This window comes from Streptomyces sp. NPDC048637, from assembly GCF_040650675.1.
GTDB lineage: Bacteria > Actinomycetota > Actinomycetes > Streptomycetales > Streptomycetaceae > Streptomyces.
In genome coordinates, this window is sequence record NZ_JBEZHQ010000003.1 from 21,889 (window position 1) to 39,128 (window position 17,240).

General features: G+C 69.4%; 18 protein-coding genes and 1 pseudogene. 11 read left to right on the forward strand and 8 right to left on the reverse strand.

All coding sequences use genetic code 11. From position 1 onward, the window contains the following. Positions 1-28: 28 nt before the first annotated feature. The 4 genes from AB0C46_RS05295 (at position 29) to AB0C46_RS05310 (ending at position 2,161) form a co-directional block, all read left to right on the forward strand. Entirely contained in the window at positions 29-490 is a 462-nt protein-coding gene (locus AB0C46_RS05295; RefSeq protein ID WP_362825837.1) for a MarR family transcriptional regulator, read from the forward strand. A gap of 383 nt (positions 491-873) precedes the next feature. Then, entirely contained in the window at positions 874-1,488 is a 615-nt protein-coding gene (locus AB0C46_RS05300) for a ParA family protein (protein ID WP_362825838.1), read from the forward strand. Beyond that, positions 1,485-1,736, forward strand: a complete 252-nt coding sequence (locus AB0C46_RS05305; protein WP_362825839.1) for a hypothetical protein — start codon at positions 1,485-1,487, stop codon at positions 1,734-1,736. The genes AB0C46_RS05300 and AB0C46_RS05305 overlap by 4 nt, the downstream gene beginning before the upstream one ends. A 281-nt stretch (positions 1,737-2,017) precedes the next feature. Then, positions 2,018-2,161 carry a hypothetical protein gene (locus AB0C46_RS05310; protein WP_362825841.1) on the forward strand — a complete coding sequence of 48 codons (144 nt, stop codon included), beginning with the start codon at positions 2,018-2,020 and terminating at the stop codon, positions 2,159-2,161. A gap of 214 nt (positions 2,162-2,375) precedes the next feature. Here AB0C46_RS05310 and AB0C46_RS05315 read toward each other — a convergent pair whose 3' ends face one another. Next, a complete protein-coding gene (locus tag AB0C46_RS05315) occupies positions 2,376-3,191 on the reverse strand; it encodes an SDR family oxidoreductase (RefSeq protein WP_362825843.1) in 816 nt (271 codons plus the stop codon). A gap of 163 nt (positions 3,192-3,354) precedes the next feature. Here AB0C46_RS05315 and AB0C46_RS05320 point away from each other — a divergent pair, with 163 nt between their 5' ends. After that, positions 3,355-3,705, forward strand: coding sequence for a barstar family protein (locus AB0C46_RS05320; protein WP_362825844.1), 351 nt, complete (start codon positions 3,355-3,357; stop codon positions 3,703-3,705). A 273-nt stretch (positions 3,706-3,978) separates the two neighbouring features. Here AB0C46_RS05320 and AB0C46_RS05325 read toward each other — a convergent pair whose 3' ends face one another. Further along, complete coding sequence (locus tag AB0C46_RS05325) at positions 3,979-4,323, reverse strand: helix-turn-helix transcriptional regulator (RefSeq protein ID WP_362825846.1); 345 nt, start codon at positions 4,321-4,323, stop codon at positions 3,979-3,981. A 243-nt stretch (positions 4,324-4,566) separates the two neighbouring features. Between AB0C46_RS05325 and AB0C46_RS05330 the strand changes: the two are divergent. Beyond that, positions 4,567-4,719: pseudogene (locus tag AB0C46_RS05330) on the forward strand (quinone oxidoreductase); the annotation flags it as partial. A gap of 103 nt (positions 4,720-4,822) precedes the next feature. Continuing rightward, positions 4,823-5,794, forward strand: coding sequence for an EamA family transporter (locus AB0C46_RS05335; RefSeq protein WP_362825848.1), 972 nt, complete (start codon positions 4,823-4,825; stop codon positions 5,792-5,794). Positions 5,795-5,848: 54 nt separating this feature from the next. On the opposite strand, the gene AB0C46_RS05340 is transcribed toward AB0C46_RS05335, so the two are convergent. Beyond that, positions 5,849-7,246 (reverse strand): MFS transporter, encoded by a 1,398-nt coding sequence (locus AB0C46_RS05340; RefSeq protein WP_362825850.1) that lies wholly within the window; start codon positions 7,244-7,246, stop codon positions 5,849-5,851. A 154-nt stretch (positions 7,247-7,400) separates the two neighbouring features. Between AB0C46_RS05340 and AB0C46_RS05345 the strand changes: the two genes are divergently transcribed. Further along, on the forward strand, positions 7,401-8,273 hold the full coding sequence (locus AB0C46_RS05345) for a helix-turn-helix transcriptional regulator (protein WP_362825851.1): 873 nt from the start codon (positions 7,401-7,403) through the stop codon (positions 8,271-8,273). A 338-nt stretch (positions 8,274-8,611) separates the two neighbouring features. Then, entirely contained in the window at positions 8,612-9,763 is a 1,152-nt protein-coding gene (locus AB0C46_RS05350; RefSeq protein ID WP_362825853.1) for an extracellular solute-binding protein, read from the forward strand. Positions 9,764-9,924: 161 nt separating this feature from the next. Here the strand turns inward: AB0C46_RS05350 and AB0C46_RS05355 are convergent, their stop codons facing one another. Further along, on the reverse strand, positions 9,925-11,277 hold the full coding sequence (locus tag AB0C46_RS05355) for a cytochrome P450 (protein WP_362825855.1): 1,353 nt from the start codon (positions 11,275-11,277) through the stop codon (positions 9,925-9,927). A 237-nt stretch (positions 11,278-11,514) separates the two neighbouring features. Here AB0C46_RS05355 and AB0C46_RS05360 point away from each other — a divergent pair, with 237 nt between their 5' ends. Together AB0C46_RS05360 and AB0C46_RS05365 are read left to right on the forward strand one after the other, a co-directional pair. Beyond that, positions 11,515-11,670: a hypothetical protein gene (locus AB0C46_RS05360; protein ID WP_362825857.1), complete on the forward strand. Its 156-nt coding sequence runs from the start codon at positions 11,515-11,517 to the stop codon at positions 11,668-11,670. A 368-nt stretch (positions 11,671-12,038) separates the two neighbouring features. Beyond that, the gene (locus AB0C46_RS05365; RefSeq protein ID WP_362825859.1) at positions 12,039-13,484 is read left to right on the forward strand and encodes an oxygenase MpaB family protein; all 1,446 of its coding nucleotides are present in this window, start codon (positions 12,039-12,041) and stop codon (positions 13,482-13,484) included. An 81-nt stretch (positions 13,485-13,565) separates the two neighbouring features. On the opposite strand, the gene AB0C46_RS05370 is transcribed toward AB0C46_RS05365, so the two are convergent. The 4 genes from AB0C46_RS05370 to AB0C46_RS05385 form a co-directional block, all read right to left on the reverse strand. Further along, complete coding sequence (locus AB0C46_RS05370; protein ID WP_362825861.1) at positions 13,566-14,162, reverse strand: hypothetical protein; 597 nt, start codon at positions 14,160-14,162, stop codon at positions 13,566-13,568. A 110-nt stretch (positions 14,163-14,272) separates the two neighbouring features. Beyond that, on the reverse strand, positions 14,273-14,971 hold the full coding sequence (locus tag AB0C46_RS05375; RefSeq protein WP_362825862.1) for an LPXTG cell wall anchor domain-containing protein: 699 nt from the start codon (positions 14,969-14,971) through the stop codon (positions 14,273-14,275). Positions 14,972-15,840: 869 nt separating this feature from the next. Continuing rightward, on the reverse strand, positions 15,841-16,554 hold the full coding sequence (locus tag AB0C46_RS05380) for a hypothetical protein (RefSeq protein WP_362825864.1): 714 nt from the start codon (positions 16,552-16,554) through the stop codon (positions 15,841-15,843). 275 nt (positions 16,555-16,829) lie between these two features. After that, on the reverse strand, positions 16,830-17,099 hold the full coding sequence (locus AB0C46_RS05385; RefSeq protein ID WP_362825865.1) for an amidase family protein: 270 nt from the start codon (positions 17,097-17,099) through the stop codon (positions 16,830-16,832). Between the last annotated feature and the right edge of the window lie 141 nt (positions 17,100-17,240).

Here is a 17,240-nt window from a genome sequence, read left to right on the forward strand (position 1 = left end):
GCCGCGTCGCGTATGTCAAAATGCTGACATGCTGGAGAACGCGTCGGCCGAACCGTCCCACCCCGCGAAAGACGTCACTCAACACGTGGGATACCTCCTCAAACGCACCCAGGCCGCCCTCCGTGGGGCCATGGACAAGGTCCTGCGCGAGCACGGGCTGACCGTGCCGCAGTACGCCACCCTCGAACTCCTGGCCCTGCATCCCGGCATGTCCAACGCCGACCTCGCCCGCGCGACCTTCGTCACCCGGCAATCCGGGAACGTCGTTCTGCGGGGCCTGCAGGAAACGGGACTGATCGCCCGCCCCGCCACCGCCGACCACGGCCGCGCCCGGCCCGCCCGCCTCACCGAGGAGGGCAACGCGCGCCTGGCCGCCGTCCAGGCCGCCGTCTACGCCATCGAACAGCGCATGGTCGAAGCGATCCCGGCGCAGCGCCTGGCAGTGCTCCTCGCCGACCTCGACCGCATGGCAGTAGCGCTGGAGGAGTGACCCCACTGCAGGCGCTGCCGGAGCGGGTGCCGGGCGAAGAATCCGGCGACGGAGCCGGCCGTCACGGTGGCGATGTCGGCGGCGACCGCAGGTGGCTGAGGCCGCGCCGTCCACGTTTCGTTCGCGCTGATCCGCCAGGTTTCGTGGGCCGGCCGTGGCGGGGCCGAGCGAAGTGGTCGATACGGATGGGCGGGGGGCGAATGCCGTCCGGCGAGGGGCAGGCAAGGGCAACCGGCGGCGCACAGGGTCGACCGCGACCACGGCCAGGTGTCCGACGTTTCTCGCTGCTTGCGGGTGAACCACGAGGCCACGCCGTCGTGCCGACCGAAATTGGACGATCGCGCCCGTTATTGTCCTTTCTTGTGCCTTTGAGTTGTGCGTTTGTGAACCTCAAGCCCGGCGTCGGAAAGACGACGAGTGCTGTGTGGCTGGCCCATGCGCTTCATGAGTTGGGACTGTCGCCCCTGCTGGTCGACGGTGATCCAGCCGCTTCCGCGCTGCGCTGGAGCGAGCTGGCCGGTGGGTTTCCGTTTCCGGTGATCGCCCTGCCGGTGGGGGACGTCCACCGTCGCGTGAACGACTTCCTCGGCAATCGGCAGGCCGTCGTGCTCGATGCGCCCCAGCTGGAGGACCATCCCCGGATTGCCCGCAGCATCATGAGGTACGCCGGTGAGTGGATCGTGCCCGTGACTCCCGCCCCCATCGAACTGGACCGGATGGCACCCATCCGCGGCGAGATGGCGGACGTGCAGTCCCTGCGTGCTGAGCCGGCCCGCACGGCGGTCCTGCTCAATCGCACCAACCGTCCCGACGCCACGCGCACCGGGCCCGATGCCGATGCTCGCGAGGCACTCACCGAGCGGGGTTTCGAGGTGCTGGGCACCCAGATCGCGCGGCTCGACCTGTACGCCCAATCCTTCGGGAATTCGGTCCAGGCCAAGGGTTCGGCGTATATGGACTTCGCGGAGGAACTGATCGAGCGTCAGGAAGAGACATGAGCCAACGCAGGGAAAACTACCGCGCCGCATTGCGGCGCGAGCAGGACGAGGTCTCCGGGCCCCGATCCACCAAGGTCACCACGCTGCAGAGCAGGTACATCCGGGTGACCGTCGAGGTGGATCCCGACCTGCAAGGCGATCTGACGCGATGGGTGGGCCGGCCGGTCTCCTCGGTAGTGCTCGTCGGCACGACCGTCCTGCGTACTCTGGTCGACACCGTCGGCAGGGTGTCCCGGCCCGGAGGCTAGGGCCTGTCCGGCGGATCATGGCCGGGGCCGCGGCGTCTGACACGGCACCTCGCCGCGTTGCCGAAACATCCGAATAGCTCCGCTATTAGGACGCTCCGGCGCCTTGCGATGCACCGCGCCAGACGCCGCGGCCTTTCCGACCCTGATCCGCCGGACAGGCCCTAGGCTGCTTCGCCCCGCCCTTGCATGCGTTGATGACCAGGTGCCGAGCGCTCCCCGGGGCCGTCAGGCGATGGACCTGCGCCGACGCCTTACGGCGCGACGGGCATACGTGGGTGCGCGTGCACAGCGCATCCGGCCGACCGCTGAAGCTGCGGCACGGCATCGACGTCGGAGTGGAAGTCCTGCTCGGCGACTTGGGTCCGGCTCATCCCGAGGACCGTGACCGGACCGTGCCCGGACCGGACCGGACCGGAGCGGGCTGAGGTCGGCCACCGCCTCACCCGCGCCGCCGGCATCGAACCCCCCTCTCGGCGACGAGCGCGGCTGCGTCTGGGGCGCCGGCCAGGCCCGGCCTCTTTCTGAGGCCCTGGCCCTGCCACGGGTCCTGGCACCATGAATTCCAGCCCCGCCACGGGGCCTGGCACCACAAATTCCAGCCCCCCACGGGTCCGGTGAACGGGCCTGTCCGGGCGTCCGCTACGGGCGCGGGGTGCGCGTCTCGATCCGGTGGTCGAAGGCTGCGCCGCCGACGCCGACCGTGGTGACCCCGCCGTCGACGGTGAGGACGGCCCCGTTGACGTAGGACGCGGCGGGCGACAGCAGCCAGTCGATCGCTTCGGCGACCTCTTCCGGATCACCCGGCCGCCGGGCGGGAGTCAGCCGGTTCGCCTCCTCGTACGCCTCTTCGGCACCGCCTGCCAGCCCCGCCTCGGCCGCGAACCTCTCCATCCGCTGGTCGGCCATCTCCGTACGTACCCAGCCCGGGCACACCGCGTTGGCGCGCAGCCCCTGCGGGCCGTAGTCGACGGCGAGGGAGCGGCAGAGGTGGAGCAAACCCGCCTTGGACGTTGCATAGGCGGCGTTGCCGACGCTGTTGCGGAGCGCGGCGACCGAGGCGACCGTGACCACCGCGCCGCGGGCCGTCAGCAGATGCGGCAGTGCGGCACGCAGCAGCAGGAACGGGCCGGTGAGGTTGGTCCGTATCAGCTCTTCCCAGTCCTCGACCTTGGTGTCGCCGACTGCGCCGCCCCGCCCGATTCCGGCGTTGAGCACCACACCGTCGAGTCTCCCGTAGGTCGTCACCGTCGTCTCGACGAGCTCGCGCACGGCCTCGGGGTCGGCGGCGTCGGAAGGGTGGGCCAGCGCTCCGGTCTCCTCGGCCACCCGGCGCAGTGGTTCGGGCCGCCGCCCGGAGATCACGACCTGGTGTCCGGCGGTGCGCAGCAGCCGGGCGGTGGCGGCCCCGATCCCCGTTCCCCCGCCCGTCACCAGGACAACACGCTGTTCCGACATGGTCGTTCGCCTCCGAAGGTGGTCAGCTTCAGTTTCCCCGTACTGCGAGCATACGAAGCGCCGGCACCGCCGGGCCGACCGGGCACAGCCGCCGTCGGGACCACGGCTGGGTGCGGAGTGAGAAACGACCGCGGCCCCCGAGGACAGACGAGCGTGGCTGTCGGTGGCGCTGTGGTCCCGGGAGTACCAGCGCCGGGGAAAGCCCGACGCCCCTGCAGGGCGGTTGTTCGCGTTGGACGGCCGGCACATCGTTGACAGCGACAGCTTCTACTGCGCGATCGGTGAGGCCATCAACGGGCCTGGCGGGTACTTCGGCTGGAACTTTGACGCTCTGGACGACTGTCTGCGAGGCGGCTGGGGCGCCACCCCTCCGTTCACCTTGCACTGGGATTCCTCGGCCGAGGCCAGAGCACGGTTGGTAGCGCGCGTGCCGACCGGCGTTGGCGACGTCGCGCTGTTCGACCTGCTCAAGGAGCTCTTCGAGGAACGGGGTGTCAGCGTCATGCTCCGGTGAGAGCTGGTCGCTTCCGAACATGAGGTTGGGGAGGACCATCGCGACTCCGGTGAACCGCGGCGTGCGGGGATGCCGAAGGCGACAGGTGGTCGCTGGGCTCGGCGTTGGGTCTCATCGCGCTTGACGCGGAGGAAGGTGAGGGTGAGGTCGATGCCCTCGATCAATGTGCGGGACTTTCTGCTGTGCAAGCAAGGAGGGCCCTGACAGCGCTGAAGACAGCTCGTTTTCAGGGGCTCTGTCCGGCCTTCGGCGATCGGGTGGGCGGCTTGCGCTTCAATCCGTGGCATCGGGGCGGAGGACCAGGGCGAGGAGACCGGGAAAGCGGACGTCAAACTCCGCGCGACGCAGCCGGTTGAGCCGCTTGGGGCCCTGATCCCGTTGTTCAACGAGGCCTGCGTCGCGCAGGACGGAGAAATGGTGACTCTTGGCGGCTCTGCCGACCGGAACGTCGAAGTTGCTGCAGCTGAGCGTCCAGTCGGGGTGGCCCGCCAGGTGGCGGATCAACTGGATCCGCACGGGGTCCGCGAGCGCGGACAGCGCGGTCAGAAGAGGTACGTCGTCTGGATGTGTGTGCACAGGAGCCGGACGGTAGCTTCTGCCGGCGGCCTGATCTGACATCCCGTTTCCCCTCCGGAGTGAACGCAACCACTTGCTGAGTGTTCGATGGCCATCTTGCACTGCCAGTGTCCGATTTTGATTGAACACTCCTGGGGGGAATTCGCGTATGCCCGCGGTCGGAGAAGGAGTCGAGGGACTGCGGGCGGGCAGCTGGCCCGGGCGGCGGGCGCCGGCGCGGTGTACGGGGTGGTCTCCACCGGCGCCAAGGCGTTCGCCCGGACCGCGCCCCACACGCCCCACACGCTGCGCGCACTGACCAAACGCGCCCTGCGCACGGTCTCCGAGGGAAGGGTGTCCCTCCCCGTCACCGCCGAATTCCCGCTATCGGAAACTGCCGGCGCGCACCCACTCATGGGCGGACGCACAGCGACCGGCAAGCTGTTGCTGCGCGTCGCCGGTTGGACACCGCCGCCCGGCCAGGCATCACGGGACGACCGGACGGGCCGCCCATGTGCGCCCCAGGCCCGAGGCGTCCCCCCACACACACCCACGGAGAAAGATGCAGCAGAGCGGCACGGCCCAACAACTCTCCACTGTCGCGGGGAAGGTGCCTGCACCGTTCCTTGTGTTGGCCGGTGTATGTGGAATCCAGTTCGGTGCGGCGTTGGCCCCCAGCGCATACCCTCAGGCAGGCGCTGCCGGTGTGGTGTTTCTGAGGCTGTTGATCGCCGGAGTACTCCTTTGCCTGTTATGGCGCCCGCGACGCAAGAACCTCAGTGAGGTGAAAGGGGCCTGGGGGACGGTACTCGCCGCCGGGGCCCTATTGGCAGGGCACCACATCACGTTCTTCGAAGCCGTCAATCACGTCCCTCTCGGAATCGTCGCCACCATCGAATTCCTCGGACCCTTCACCATCGCCCTAGCTGGCTCGCGCCGAGTGCTCGACCTGCTCCCCGCGTGTCTTGCGGCAGGCGGTGTGCTTCTGCTGAGCGGCGGAGGCGGCGTCTCCCTCTCCGTTGCTGGTCTCGCGCTCGCCGCCGTAGCAGCAAGCTGCTGGGCCGGATACATCCTCGTTGCCGCCCGTATGGCCACCCATCTCAGTGGCGGCCAGGGATTGGCCGTGGCCATCACTTGGGCGGCGCTGCTCAGCGCCCCGTACGGCATCGCACATGCCGGGAGCGCCCTGCTCGATGTGCACATCCTTGGCGTGGCGACAGTGGTGGCCGTTTGCTCAAGCGTGCTGCCGTACTCACTCAATCTCGAAGCGCTACGCCGGATTCCGCCACGTGTCTTCAGCGTACTGACAAGCCTGGAACCAGCCGCAGGTGCCGTGTTCGGCCTCATCATCCTCGGCCAGCACCTCAACTGGCCCCAGTGGCTCGGCATCGCCACTGTCGCCTGCGCCTCGATCGCTGCCACATACCTGAGCCCAAAAAAGCGCAAGGCCTCACGCACCCGCGAAATGAGCGTTTCCGCACCCGAGGAGAGTGCCGATCGGAACAAGGCCCACATCCCGCAGGCCTCTCAGTAACCTTCGGAGACGGCGGGCGTGACCGCGTACGTACCGCGGCCACCGCCGCTGTCCTCACCGCTGCGGCAGCAGCGCCGCCGCACCCACCGCTGTGGCCACCAGCAGACAGGTGGCCAGCAGCAGGCTTTCCTGCATCCCCGGCGCGAAGTCCGCTCCGAGGAGCGCCCCGAAGACGGCGATGCTGAGCGCTCCGCCCATCTGACGGCTGGTGTTGAGCAGCGCTGCTGCCGTGCCGGCCCGCTCGGCGGCGACGCTGTCGAGCATCAGGGAGGTCAGCGCCGGCATGGCGAGGGAGCCACCGATGCCCAGCGGGATCATCAGCAGGGCGGTTGTCCACGAGGGCGTGCTGGTGTCGACGGCGAGCAGATCGCCGCAGCCCAGCGCGACGGTCAGCAGTCCCGAGACGACCACCGTCCGCGGTCCGTAGCGGGAAACCGCCCGCGGTGAGAGGTAGTTGCCGATGGCGGTGACCACCGCCATCGGCACGAACATCAGCCCGGCCGAGAGCGCTGACTGCCCCCGCTGCTCCTGGAAGAAGAGACTCAGTACGAACACCCCGCCGTAGAAGGCGGCGTTGAGGGCGAAGCCCGCGATGACCGGCACGGTGACGCCGCGCTGCCGGAACAGCTTCAGCGGCAGCATCGGTGTGCGCCGCCGTGCCTCAATGGCCACGAAGCCGGCCCCGGACAACACCGCGACCCCCGCTGCAGCGAGCACGGTGCCGGTGAGCCCGCCGTGCCCGCCCTCGATCGTGACGACGGCCAGTGCGGCCAGCGCCAGTACCGCCGTCAGCTGCCCCGGCAGGTCGAACGCAACACGGCGGCGCGGGGAGCGCGCCGCCCGCAGCAGGAACAGGAAAGCGGCAAGCCCGGCAGGCGTGTTGAGGAAGAACACCGCGCGCCAGCTCCACTCGGTGGTGAGCAGCCCGCCCAGGACGGGCCCCGCAGCGATGGCCACCGCGCCGCCGACCGTCCACAGAGCGACGGCACGCGCCCTCGGGCCCGGTTCGGCGAACGCCTGCCGGATCAGCGCCAGCGAGGAGGGCACCATCACTGCTGCCGCGCTCCCCTGCACCACGCGCGCCGCCGTCAGCACCCCGAGCGTCGGCGCTGCCCCGCAGGCCATCGAGGCGAGGATGAAGACGCCAAGCCCCCAGCCGTACGCGCGCCGCGCGCCCACCGCGTCCGAGAGCGCACCGGCGGAGAGCATCAGCGCCGCGAGCATCAGCGTGTAGCTGTCAACGACCCACTGGAGCCCGGACATTGATCCGCCGAGTGCTTCCCGCACGGCGGGCAGCGCGATGTTGACGCCGGAGACATCGAGCGTCATCACGAAGAAGCCAAGGACGGCGGCGACCAGAGCTGCGACGGCAGAGCCTGGCCGCCCCGGCCCGCCCCGGGTACCTGCCCGCACCTCAACTCCTGCGCCTGCCCCGGACTGCGTCGCGCTCATCGTGCGCTGCTCCTCACTGTGCCGTGCCTGTCGGATACGGAGAACAGCGTGCTCGGCGCGTGCGGACCCCGGCAGGCCGAGCTGTACGGGGGAGCGCGGTGCCTGGCCCTGGTACGGCCCCCCTGCAGGCGCAACCCTTTGCGACAATGGCCGGATGAGCGAAGGTACGGAACTGGGCCGCTTCCTCCGCGCCCGCCGCGGGCAGATCCGCCCTCAGGAGGTGGGCCTGCCCGCCGGCACCGGCATCCGCCGCACTCCAGGGCTGCGCCGCGAGGAGGTGGCGACGCTGGCCGGGGTCAGCATCGACTACTACACACGGCTGGAGCGCGGCCGCGAGACCCGGCCCTCGCCCGCCGTCGTCGCCGCGCTCGGCGAGGCGCTCCAGCTCACCACTGATGCGATGCACCGGCTGCACGAGCTGGTGGCGCTCGCCGCAGGCCAGGCGCCGACGCCGTCCCAGGGCCCGGCGCGTGCGGTGCGGGAGCCGCTCCGCACCCTGCTGGAGACGCTGCGCCCCTCACCGGCGTACGTCGTGAGCCGCACCAATGACCTGCTGGCCGCCAACCGGCCCGGCCTGCGCCTCTTTCCTGGCATCACAGAATGGCCGCGGGAGCGCCGCAACGTCACCCGCTACATGTTCCTGCACCCCATGGGCCGCAGGCTGTACCGCGACTGGGAGAAGATGGCAGCGCACAGCACGGCCCATCTGCGTGCGATCGCGGGCGCAGACCCGGACGTGCCGGAGCTGGCCCAGCTCGTCGGCGAACTTGTGCTGAAGAGCCCGGAGTTCGCCCGGCTGTGGGAGCGGTACGACGTAGAGGCACGCGGCGGCGGCCAGAAGCACTTCCAACACCCGGAGGTCGGCTCGATGTGCCTCACCTTCGAGGTAATGGCGATCTTCCGCACGGACGGCCAGCGCCTCGTCATCTATCAGGCGCCGCCCGGCACCCCGGACCACGACGCGATGCTGCTGCTGGACATGGCCAACCCCGAGGAGGCAGCACTCCCCGAGGGGGTCGATCGGTAGCCGGCCGGGCGCGCAGGCCCGTTTCCGAAGCCTGGCGGGTAGTCGCCCAGCGTGCCGGGCACGGCTGCGGCGTCGGTCGTGTCCTTGACCTCTCTCGCACAGAGTGGTGCACCGTGTGCGCAGCGTGACAGGCGTGGATGAGGCGCCGTGACATATCCCTGCGTGCCACAGATGTACCGGAATGGTAGTCAAGAGTTTCGAAGATGTTACGGACCAGACATCGACAACGTGCCTACTATGGCCAACTTGTTCAGACGCGTAATTCGCACAAGTTCTCACCCCCCACGCGAAGCCCCGTGTGTCCCCTGTGCCCCCTTGTGTACCCCTCTGGAGAGACCGTGACCGAGATCCTGCCGAGAGCTGCCGTCCTTACCGGCGGCCTCGTCGCCGCCACCCTCGTCCTCAGCGCCTGTGGCGCGGGCCCCGACGCGTCGACCAACGCCGACGGAGAGAGCGCGGCCACCGCGATCACGGCCAAGGATTTCGGGGGCATGGACGCGCTCGTCAAGGCAGCCAAAGAGGAAGGCACGCTGAACGCCATCGCGCTCCCCCGCGACTGGGCCAATTACGGCGCGCTGATCGACGGCTTCGAGAAGAAGTACGGCATCAAGGTCAAGGTGGAGAACCCGGACGGCGCCAGCCAGGACGAGATCAACGCCGTCACCTCCCACAAGGGCCAGGACCGGGCGCCCGACGTCCTCGACCTCGGCAGCTCCTTCGCGTACAGCGCCGCCCAGAAGAATCTGCTCGCGCAGTACATGGTCGCCGATTTCATCGACATCCCCGACGGCCAGAAGGACACGCTGAGCCGCTGGTACAACGGCTACGGCGGCTATATCTCGATCGGCTGCGACGCCAATCGCGTGAAGACCTGCCCGACCACCATCAAGGAGCTGCTCAAGCCGGATTACAAGGGGAAGGTCGCGCTCAACGGCAACCCCACCAAGTCGGGTTCGGCCTTCGGCAGTGTGTACGCGGCCGCCCTCGCCAACGGCGGCTCCTTCGACTACATCCAGCCCGGCCTCGACTTCTTCGCCAGGCTCAAAAAGAACGGCAACTACACGCCCGTTCAGTCCACCTCGGCCACCATCACGAAGGGCCAGACGCCGATCGTCCTCGACTGGGACTACCTCAACGCCAGGTACACCGACGAGTTCAAGAGCAAGGGACTCGACTGGCAGGTCGCGGTCCCAGAGGACGGCAAGTTCTCGCAGTACTACTCGCAGGCCATCAACGAGGACGCCCCGCACCCGGCGGCTGCCCGTCTGTGGCAGGAGTACCTCTACAGCGCCGAGGGCCAGAACCTCTGGCTCAAGGGCTACGCCCGCCCGGCTCTGATGGCGGCCATGGAGAAGGACGGCACGCTCGACAAGGCCGCGGCGGCCAAGCTGCCGAAGGTCTCCGGCACGCCGCGATTCCCGACCGAGTCGCAGCTGGGCCATGCCAAGGATGACATTGCCCAGGGCTGGGGCAAGTCCGTCTCCAGGTAACCGCGACTCTCACCAGGGCCGACGCGGTGCCTGCCGCTTCTTCGGAGCGGTGGCGCCGCGCGGCCGGCTGGTGTTCGCGCATCCCGGCGGCGTCCCGATGGCCTTCGACTCGTCGGCCCCCCCGGCAACGCCGGTGTCCTGACCACCCATCTGCCGAGGTGTCACCTCACTTCGCGAGGAGCGACTCTCATCAGGAGATTGGCGGGGTGGTTGGTAGATGTCATGACTCCCCGTACCTGCGCCCCCGGGAGCGGCTCCAGACGCCACCGGCGCGCCAGGGCAGCGACCACCGTGGTCATTTCCGCGCGCGCGAACGATTCACCGATACACCTGTGCCGTCCGGCGCCGAAGGGAAGGAACGCGCCGCGGGGAGCGGCCTTCTGGCCGGGCAGCCAGCGGTCGGGATGGAACTTCAGAGGGTCGTGGAAGTGGTGCGGGTTCCGGTGCAGGACGAGGGCGCTGAACATGAACTCGGCACCTGGGGGAAACCGGTAGCCCGCGAGTTCGACCTCCGTGGTCGCTCGTCGCATCGTGACGCCTCCGGGGTTGCGCACGCGCAGCGCCTCGTCCACCACCCGCCGCGTGTACGGGAGATGGTCGAGGTGTCCGAACGAAGGTGCCTCTCCGCTCCTCGTCCGCAGCTCCTCGTGGAGTTTCCGGTCGACGGCGGGGTGCCGGCCCAGCTCGTGGAAGAGCCAAGCCAGCCCGCCTGCCACTGTCTCCGTGCCGGCGACCAGCAGCGTGATGAGTTCGTCGTAGACCTGTTGGTCGGTCATGGCGCTGCCGCTGTCGGCGTCCTGAGCCTGCAGGAGCATCGACAGCAGGTCCGGCCGCTCGGCGGGGAGGCCGGTGCGCCGGGTGCGGATGAGGTGGTCGATGGCCCGGCGCAGCCGGTCGTGTGCGGCCGTAAGGCGGCGGTTGCCAGGCGTGGGGAGCTTCTGCCAAAGGCCGGTCGGATCGATGGCACGGTGGTACACGCCGCGGAGCACGACGGGCACGTCGTGGCGGATGTCCGCGGCAGTGTGCTCGTCGAGTGCGGTCGAGAAGAGCGTGGAGGTGACGATGGCGAGGGAGAGGCCAACCATCTCCTCGGTGACGTCGATGACCTGTCCGGCCTGCCAGGAGGCGACTCGCTCGTCGGCCAGCCGCGCCATGGCCCGCGCGTAGTGATCGATCTGCCGGTGATGGAAGGCCGGCTGCATCAGGCGCCGCTGGCGGAGGTGGAAGGGCCCTTCGGAGGTGGCGAGGCCCTCGCCGAGGTAGTCGCGGAGCTTCTCGAAGGAGCGGCCCTTCGCGAAGTGGTCGGCGTCGGAGACCATCACCCGGTCGACGACCTCCGGTCCGGCGAGCACGTAGGTCGGTGTGGGTCCCAGGTAGATGGCAACGATCTGGTCGTACGCGGTGAGGGAATCGAGGAACTCCAGGGGGCGCCGCCACATTTCGAGTGCGTGGCCGATCAGCGGAAGGCGACCGGGAGCGGTGGGAGGAGCTGTGCGGCGAGCGGCGGTGGCCATATGTGCCTTCCTTTGGCCGCGGGCCCGTGCCTGCCCGGCGACCGAGTAGTACCCCTCGGGACGTGATGGACGGTGATGCGGGTGCAGGCGTTCGGGACACACCGGGAACCACCCGTCGGCGACGTCCCCGCGGGGCGAGCAGTGCGCACATCACTGACGGTAGCGTGATGGGAACTCAGTGCAATACCGGGATCTCGGTCAGTCGAGGGTGCCGGGGGGCTGGAATGAGCCGCCCAGGTGCACACCGAGGCGTGCATCATGCGGGGCCTGGAGACGCGCGCGCCCTTCACCTCCAGCGCCGTCCCCGAAGCCTCGTACAACTCCAGCTGGACTGACTGGACTGACCTGCCAAGCGACGACAGCACCACCGCTGCCCTGCCCGAACTCGCCTGATGGCCGGCGACCTGGGCGCGGTTGCACCCACCGGTCGATCCGGCGAAGGCACCACCACACCTGTTGCGCTCGAATCGTCGGCAGCACTGGCGCTGAGCTGTATCAAGTCGCCCCACCCAGCCTCGCATCCTTATCCCCAGAGAAGACGCTCTGCTCGGAATGCCGTGCTCGGGTAGCGGCGGCGCGGGAGAAGTCCCGTGTCTGAATCGCCCGTATCCGCGGGCCTGTGGCATGTCTCGGATGGGTGAATCCGGGGACCTGGCCGCTCCCCGGTTCCGGTAGGACCGTTGGGCTGGGCGGATAGCCGGATGATCGCTCTTCGGGCGTCCCTTGCTCATTCCTGTCCACGTGCTTGAGGAGACGTCCCCTTGGCTACCGCTGATCTTCCTGGTCCTGATTCGCTGCTGCGCCGCACGCTGGGGGACTGGCGGATCGGGCTGGTGGCGTGGCGGCTGCTGGTTCTGCAGACCGCGGATCCGGCGGTCGCCGCCGGGATGGCCACCTTCTCCACCTACCGCGCGCACCCGTGGCGGCGTATCGAGCACACGATGGACAGCGGGAAGCGGCTGTTCTTCTCCGACCGCGAAGGGCTACGCCGTGAGGTTGCCCGTCTGGAGCGCACGCACCGCCGTCTGGCCGGGACCGACGAGCAGGGCAGGCCGTTCACAGCGCTGGACCCGGCGGTGCGGGTGTGGGTTCTGGTCACCTTGTACGAGTGCATGACGGCGATGCGCGAACTGTCCGGACGCCCGCTGGCGCCGCCTGAACTGGACCAGATGTACGGAGAATTCCGTGCGGTGTGTACCGAGTTCGGCCTCTCCGACGACCTGTTCCCGGCCACGGCCGCGGACGTGCCCGCATATATGGACCGCACGATCCGCGAGCGCCTCGAATACAGCGAACCCGTGCGCTACCTGCTCTTCGACATTCTCCGTGAAGCACCTGCACCCCGCCGCCTCGGCCACCTGAAGCCGGCCTGGCCGCTTGTGCGCACGGTGGCTGCCCATGTGATCGGTGCGCTGACCATCGCGGACCTGCCGGAAGCCTTCCGCGAGCGCTTCCACTTGCCCCGCACCCGCCGCGCGGCCCTGCTGTCCTTCCTCCTGCACCGTGGCATGCGCGTGCTGATGAATGCGCTTCCCGAGCACCGCCGCTACCGCACCCCACTGGGCGGCAACTCCTCGACTGCGCAGCCTCCCACCGCCTCCACCGACCGTCCTTCCCCGCCGGAGGCAAGACCTGTCCGGGTTCCCGCACCACGCCGCCGCAAGGGTGCCGATTCCCGCCCGGCGCGTCTGCGGACGTTCTTCCGCCAGGTCCTCGACCAGACCGGCGACGGCCGCATCAGCTCGGCCGATCTGCAAGCCATGGCGCACAACGTGTGCTGGCCGCTCGAACTCACCCCTGAGCGCGAAGCCCGCGTCTATGCCGCCTTCGAGACCTGGTGGCAGCACCTGCGGACCGGCATGGATGCTGACGACGACGGACAGGTGACCTGCGAGGAGTTCGTCACCGCCATGCTCACCGGGATCGACGCCGGGCCGGGCTATCTCGAGCAGGGGTTGCATGTCGCGGTGCGGGCGGTCTTCCACGCTGCGGACTCCGACGGCAGCGGAGACCTGTGCGCCGATGAGTACCGCACGATCTTCGGCGGCTCCCGGGTCCACCCCGCCGAACTCAACCACGGCTTCCGCCAGCTCGACCACGATGGAGACGGCCGCATCACCGAAGACGAATTCGTCCAGGCCTTCACCGACTACTTCACCGCCCGCACCGACAACACGGCCGGCAGCCAACTCCTCGGACGCCCATAGCGGCCGGAGAGCTGTTGGAAGACGGCCCCTGGGAGGGCTGCCGCCGTCGGGCCGCGACGGCGGCAGCCCTCCCCGCAGGTCTCAGCCCTCGCGGGGGTAGAAACCGCCCCCGGCGACGCCGTCGGACGTGCAGTCCGTGCCGCGGTAGCGGTCGAGGAAGGTGCCGGTGAGGTCGGTGAACGCGTCGTACGGGTGGTCCAGGGGCAGGTCTTTGCTCACCCTGAACCGCAGCTGTACGTGGACGGACTGGCGGGGCTTCAGCGTCTTCGGGCCGGGGACGGTGCCGCGGGCGTTTCCATCGGCCTGGCGCAGCGTCTTCCAGGCGCGCTGCGAGGTGTCCCAGTACTGCAGATCGCCGTACGGGCTCAGGTCGCGCTCGCCCTCGTTGTAGACATAACTGCCCAGCGCGGCGCTGAGTTCGAACGACTTCAGCTCCTTCGCCGAGGCGTTGGTGAGCGTGGCGGTGTAGGTCGTCCAGTGAGTGCCGAGAGTGATCGAATCGGGTATGCCGAACGAGCGGCCCACTAAGGCGTTGTTGTCGTACTGCCCGTTGCTGACGTCGTAGCACGTCGGGATTTTCGCGGCAGGGGCCGCCTGAGCGGCGGGCGCGGCGGCCACCACCACGGGGAGCAGGGCGGCCGTCGCGGCCGAGACCGACAGGGCGCGGCGCAGTTTCATGAAGACCTCTTTCCTGGTTGGTCGGACCCTTGGAACCTTTGCTTCCAGAGCCATGGAGTTCTGGGGCTGTGGATCCTTGGATTGTCAGGTTCTTCGAGATGCGGTGGGGCTTACGCGGTGACGTCCGTGGAGCCCGGACCGGCCACGCCCTTCCGGCGGCGCACGCCGATGACGGCACCCGCGCCGACCACCACCGCGGCTCCGCCGGCGAGAGCGATCGCCGGGAGCGCGGACGAGGAGCCCGTCGCGGCGAGGTGGGCGCCGCCCTGCGGACTGAGGCCACCGGTGGAATCGGAACCCCCCGTACGGCCGCCGGACGCGGCGCTCTGGCTGGGCTCGGCCGAGCCACCCGGCTTGCCCGGCTCACTCGGCTCGGTGGTCGGGGGCTGTGTCGGCTTCGCGCCCGCGGGGAGGATGGTGAAGTCGGCCCATGCTTCCTTGGCCGAATCACAGGAACCGTCGCGGTTGCGGTAGTCGCCGGCGGCGAGCGCGTACCCGGCGCCGGGCTTGGCGGCCTTGACCACGCGGGTGCGCAGTTGCAGCGTGATGCTGCTGCGCGGGCCGACGGCAAAGAAGCCGAACAGGTCGTCGGGCTCCGCGTCATGGAAGGTCTTCCACCGCCCCGTCTTGGCGTCGCGGTACTCGGTCTCCAGCTCCCAGTACGGCCGGTCGACATCTTCGGCGGAGGACACGAGCAGGAAGGGCTGGACCTCCGCCAGCGGCTTGTTGGTGGTGTTGGCGAGCGTCATGGAGAACGGGGTCCAGGCGCCGCCCGCAGCCAGCTGGCGCGGCAGCCCGTGGACGGCCACGTGCAACTGGTCGGACTCGAACGCGCAGGGCTGGCCCGCACCATCGGAATCACCGGCGTCCTTGCCTCCACCGGTGGCATCACCCGCGCCGGTGGTCCCCTCAGTGGTGCTCTCAGTGGTCCCTCCGGCGGTCCCGGCGGCTTTCGGCGGCTTCCCTGCGGCGGGACGGGCGGCCCCGTCGCGGCCCTGGGATGCCGGGCCACCGGCAGCGGCTTTGCCCGGGCGCCGCGGCTCGTCCGGGTTACCCGTTCCGCTGCCGCTGGTTGCGGAATCCGCTGGCCGGTCCGCAGGTGTCGCGGCATCGGGGGAGCCGGGGGAGACGGGCGTGCGGGGACCGGCCTCGGACACCGGTTCCGTTGCTGACGCGGCGGCGGGCATGGCCAGTACGGCGGCAGGCGCTATCACGGCAGCCGCTGCGGCGGCCGTCAGGGCGCGGCGAATCTTCATTTGGCAGACCTCTCGGATCATCTCAAGTGCCGCCTGGGCAGCACAGGTTGACGTTCGTCAGTTCAGGCCATCCAAGTCGCATGGTGTGCGTGAGTGCGCATGCCGACATGCGTACAGGCGCACACCTGCGCCTCGTCCACGAGCAGTCGCACTGCGAAAAGGTTGCCCGCCATGCTGCCGCCACCGGCCGAAAAGGGGGCGGCACCGGCGCTCGTCGAACACTGCTTCCACCAGCTCAAGAGCGTCCGCGGCATCGCCACCCGATCCGGGAAGAGCGCCACCCCCTACGACGCAGCGGTCACACTCGCCTCACTCCTGCTCCGGGCACGATCTGTTGGAAGACGGACCCGAGAATGCTTCCGTGTCTGTGGCGGTGGGGCTGCCCCGCCGGAGGTGGCTGCACCGCCACAGCCGGTCGGGTCTTACTTGTGGGCGCTGATCACACCGCCGGCGCTGAGCACGATGTACACACCGTTGGCGTCGACCCCGACGTCGTGCCCCTTCGTCTCCAGCGTGGCGGCCACGCCCTCGAAGCCGATGATCTGCGCGCGGTACCGCAGCTCGCCGACCTTTGTCACCTTGGCCGTCCAGCCGCCCGCGAGCTTGAAAGTGCCCGGTCCCTGGTGCTCGCCGCCCATCCAGGAGTGGACCTCGCCGCCCATCGTGAGCACGACGTACATGCCGTTGGCGTCGAGCCCGGCGTCGGCGTCCTGACCCGTCGTCTCCATCGTGGCCACGACCGAACCGTCGCTGACGATCTCGGCGCGGTAGCGCTGGGAGCCGAGGTCGTAGATCTTGGCCGTGCTGCCGTCCACCAGGGTCTGGGTACGGGCCGGGGAGCCCGTCTTGGCCCTGGCGAACTGCGCGCCGCCCGACTGCTTGCCCGCAGCGCCCGACTTGGTGCCGGTCTTGGCATCGGGGCTTGCCTTGCCATCAGAGCTCTGAATTCCGGACCAGCCCGAGGCGCTGGACTTGGCGGCGGCAGAGCTCGCGCTCGCGGGGCCCGCGGACTTCGCGTCAGCGGCGTCCGAGCCGGAGCAGGCGGTCAGAGTGAGGCCGGCGGTCGCGGCCAGGGCCGCGGCCGCCATGCGCAGGGTGTGGCGACGGGCGGTGCGAGCAGTGGAGCTGGAGCTCATTTCAGGTCCCCCGGGGGGCAGTCGGTGCCATTGATTCTCGGTACGTCACCCACTCTGGTCTGGGCCACTAGCGAGAAGCTGCCGTTCCGCTAACACCCGGCTAACACGGGTGTGGTGTGCGTAGGGGAAGAAGGCACGCGACGCATCGGACACGTCCTAGGCCACCGCCTCCCGCCCGACCGAGCCAAGCACCCCCTGGGCAGCCTCTATATCACCGAAGGTTTCCGAACCTCATGGCTCGAACTTCCCCACAGCCGAGCGCGATTCACGTCGCGTCAGATGAGGTCGGGGCTACGGCCGCGTACCGGGCTGACCGATTCGAGGGCGCTGCCCAGGCGCAGGATGGTGGCTTCGTCGTACCAACGGGAGACGAGTTGCACGCCGACCGGCAGACCGCCGCCCGTCGTCCCGAACGGCAGGGCCAGCGCGGGCAGTCCGGTGAGGTTGAAAGGAACGGTCGCCCGCATGATGCCGCGTGCCGGGACGGTGACACCGCCGGCCTCGAACTTGCTCAGGGCGTGTGGTGGGGCGGGGATGGGGAACACCGGTCGGCCGGTAGAAGTCGCCGCCCATTTGCCTGCACCGACACATCGGACCGTGTCCTTCGCACTGTCCACCAGTCAGTTGAGACGGCCTCTTAGCCCAGTGGATCCCGCGAGCCGCGACGAGTCCTACGGCGTCCGGCG

Excerpts from the sequence above, each read along its gene's own strand:
- AB0C46_RS05295 (WP_362825837.1), top strand. The coding sequence starts at position 29 with ATGCTGGAGAACGCGTCGGCCGAACCGTCCCACCCCGCGAAAGACGTC.
- AB0C46_RS05305 (WP_362825839.1), top strand. The coding sequence starts at position 1,485 with ATGAGCCAACGCAGGGAAAACTACCGCGCCGCATTGCGGCGCGAGCAG.
- AB0C46_RS05315 (WP_362825843.1), bottom strand. The coding sequence starts at position 3,191 with ATGTCGGAACAGCGTGTTGTCCTGGTGACGGGCGGGGGAACGGGGATC.
- AB0C46_RS05325 (WP_362825846.1), bottom strand. The coding sequence starts at position 4,323 with ATGTCAGATCAGGCCGCCGGCAGAAGCTACCGTCCGGCTCCTGTGCAC.
- AB0C46_RS05335 (WP_362825848.1), top strand. The coding sequence starts at position 4,823 with ATGCAGCAGAGCGGCACGGCCCAACAACTCTCCACTGTCGCGGGGAAG.
- AB0C46_RS05340 (WP_362825850.1), bottom strand. The coding sequence starts at position 7,246 with ATGAGCGCGACGCAGTCCGGGGCAGGCGCAGGAGTTGAGGTGCGGGCA.
- AB0C46_RS05345 (WP_362825851.1), top strand. The coding sequence starts at position 7,401 with ATGAGCGAAGGTACGGAACTGGGCCGCTTCCTCCGCGCCCGCCGCGGG.
- AB0C46_RS05355 (WP_362825855.1), bottom strand. The coding sequence starts at position 11,277 with ATGGCCACCGCCGCTCGCCGCACAGCTCCTCCCACCGCTCCCGGTCGC.
- AB0C46_RS05370 (WP_362825861.1), bottom strand. The coding sequence starts at position 14,162 with ATGAAACTGCGCCGCGCCCTGTCGGTCTCGGCCGCGACGGCCGCCCTG.
- AB0C46_RS05380 (WP_362825864.1), bottom strand. The coding sequence starts at position 16,554 with ATGAGCTCCAGCTCCACTGCTCGCACCGCCCGTCGCCACACCCTGCGC.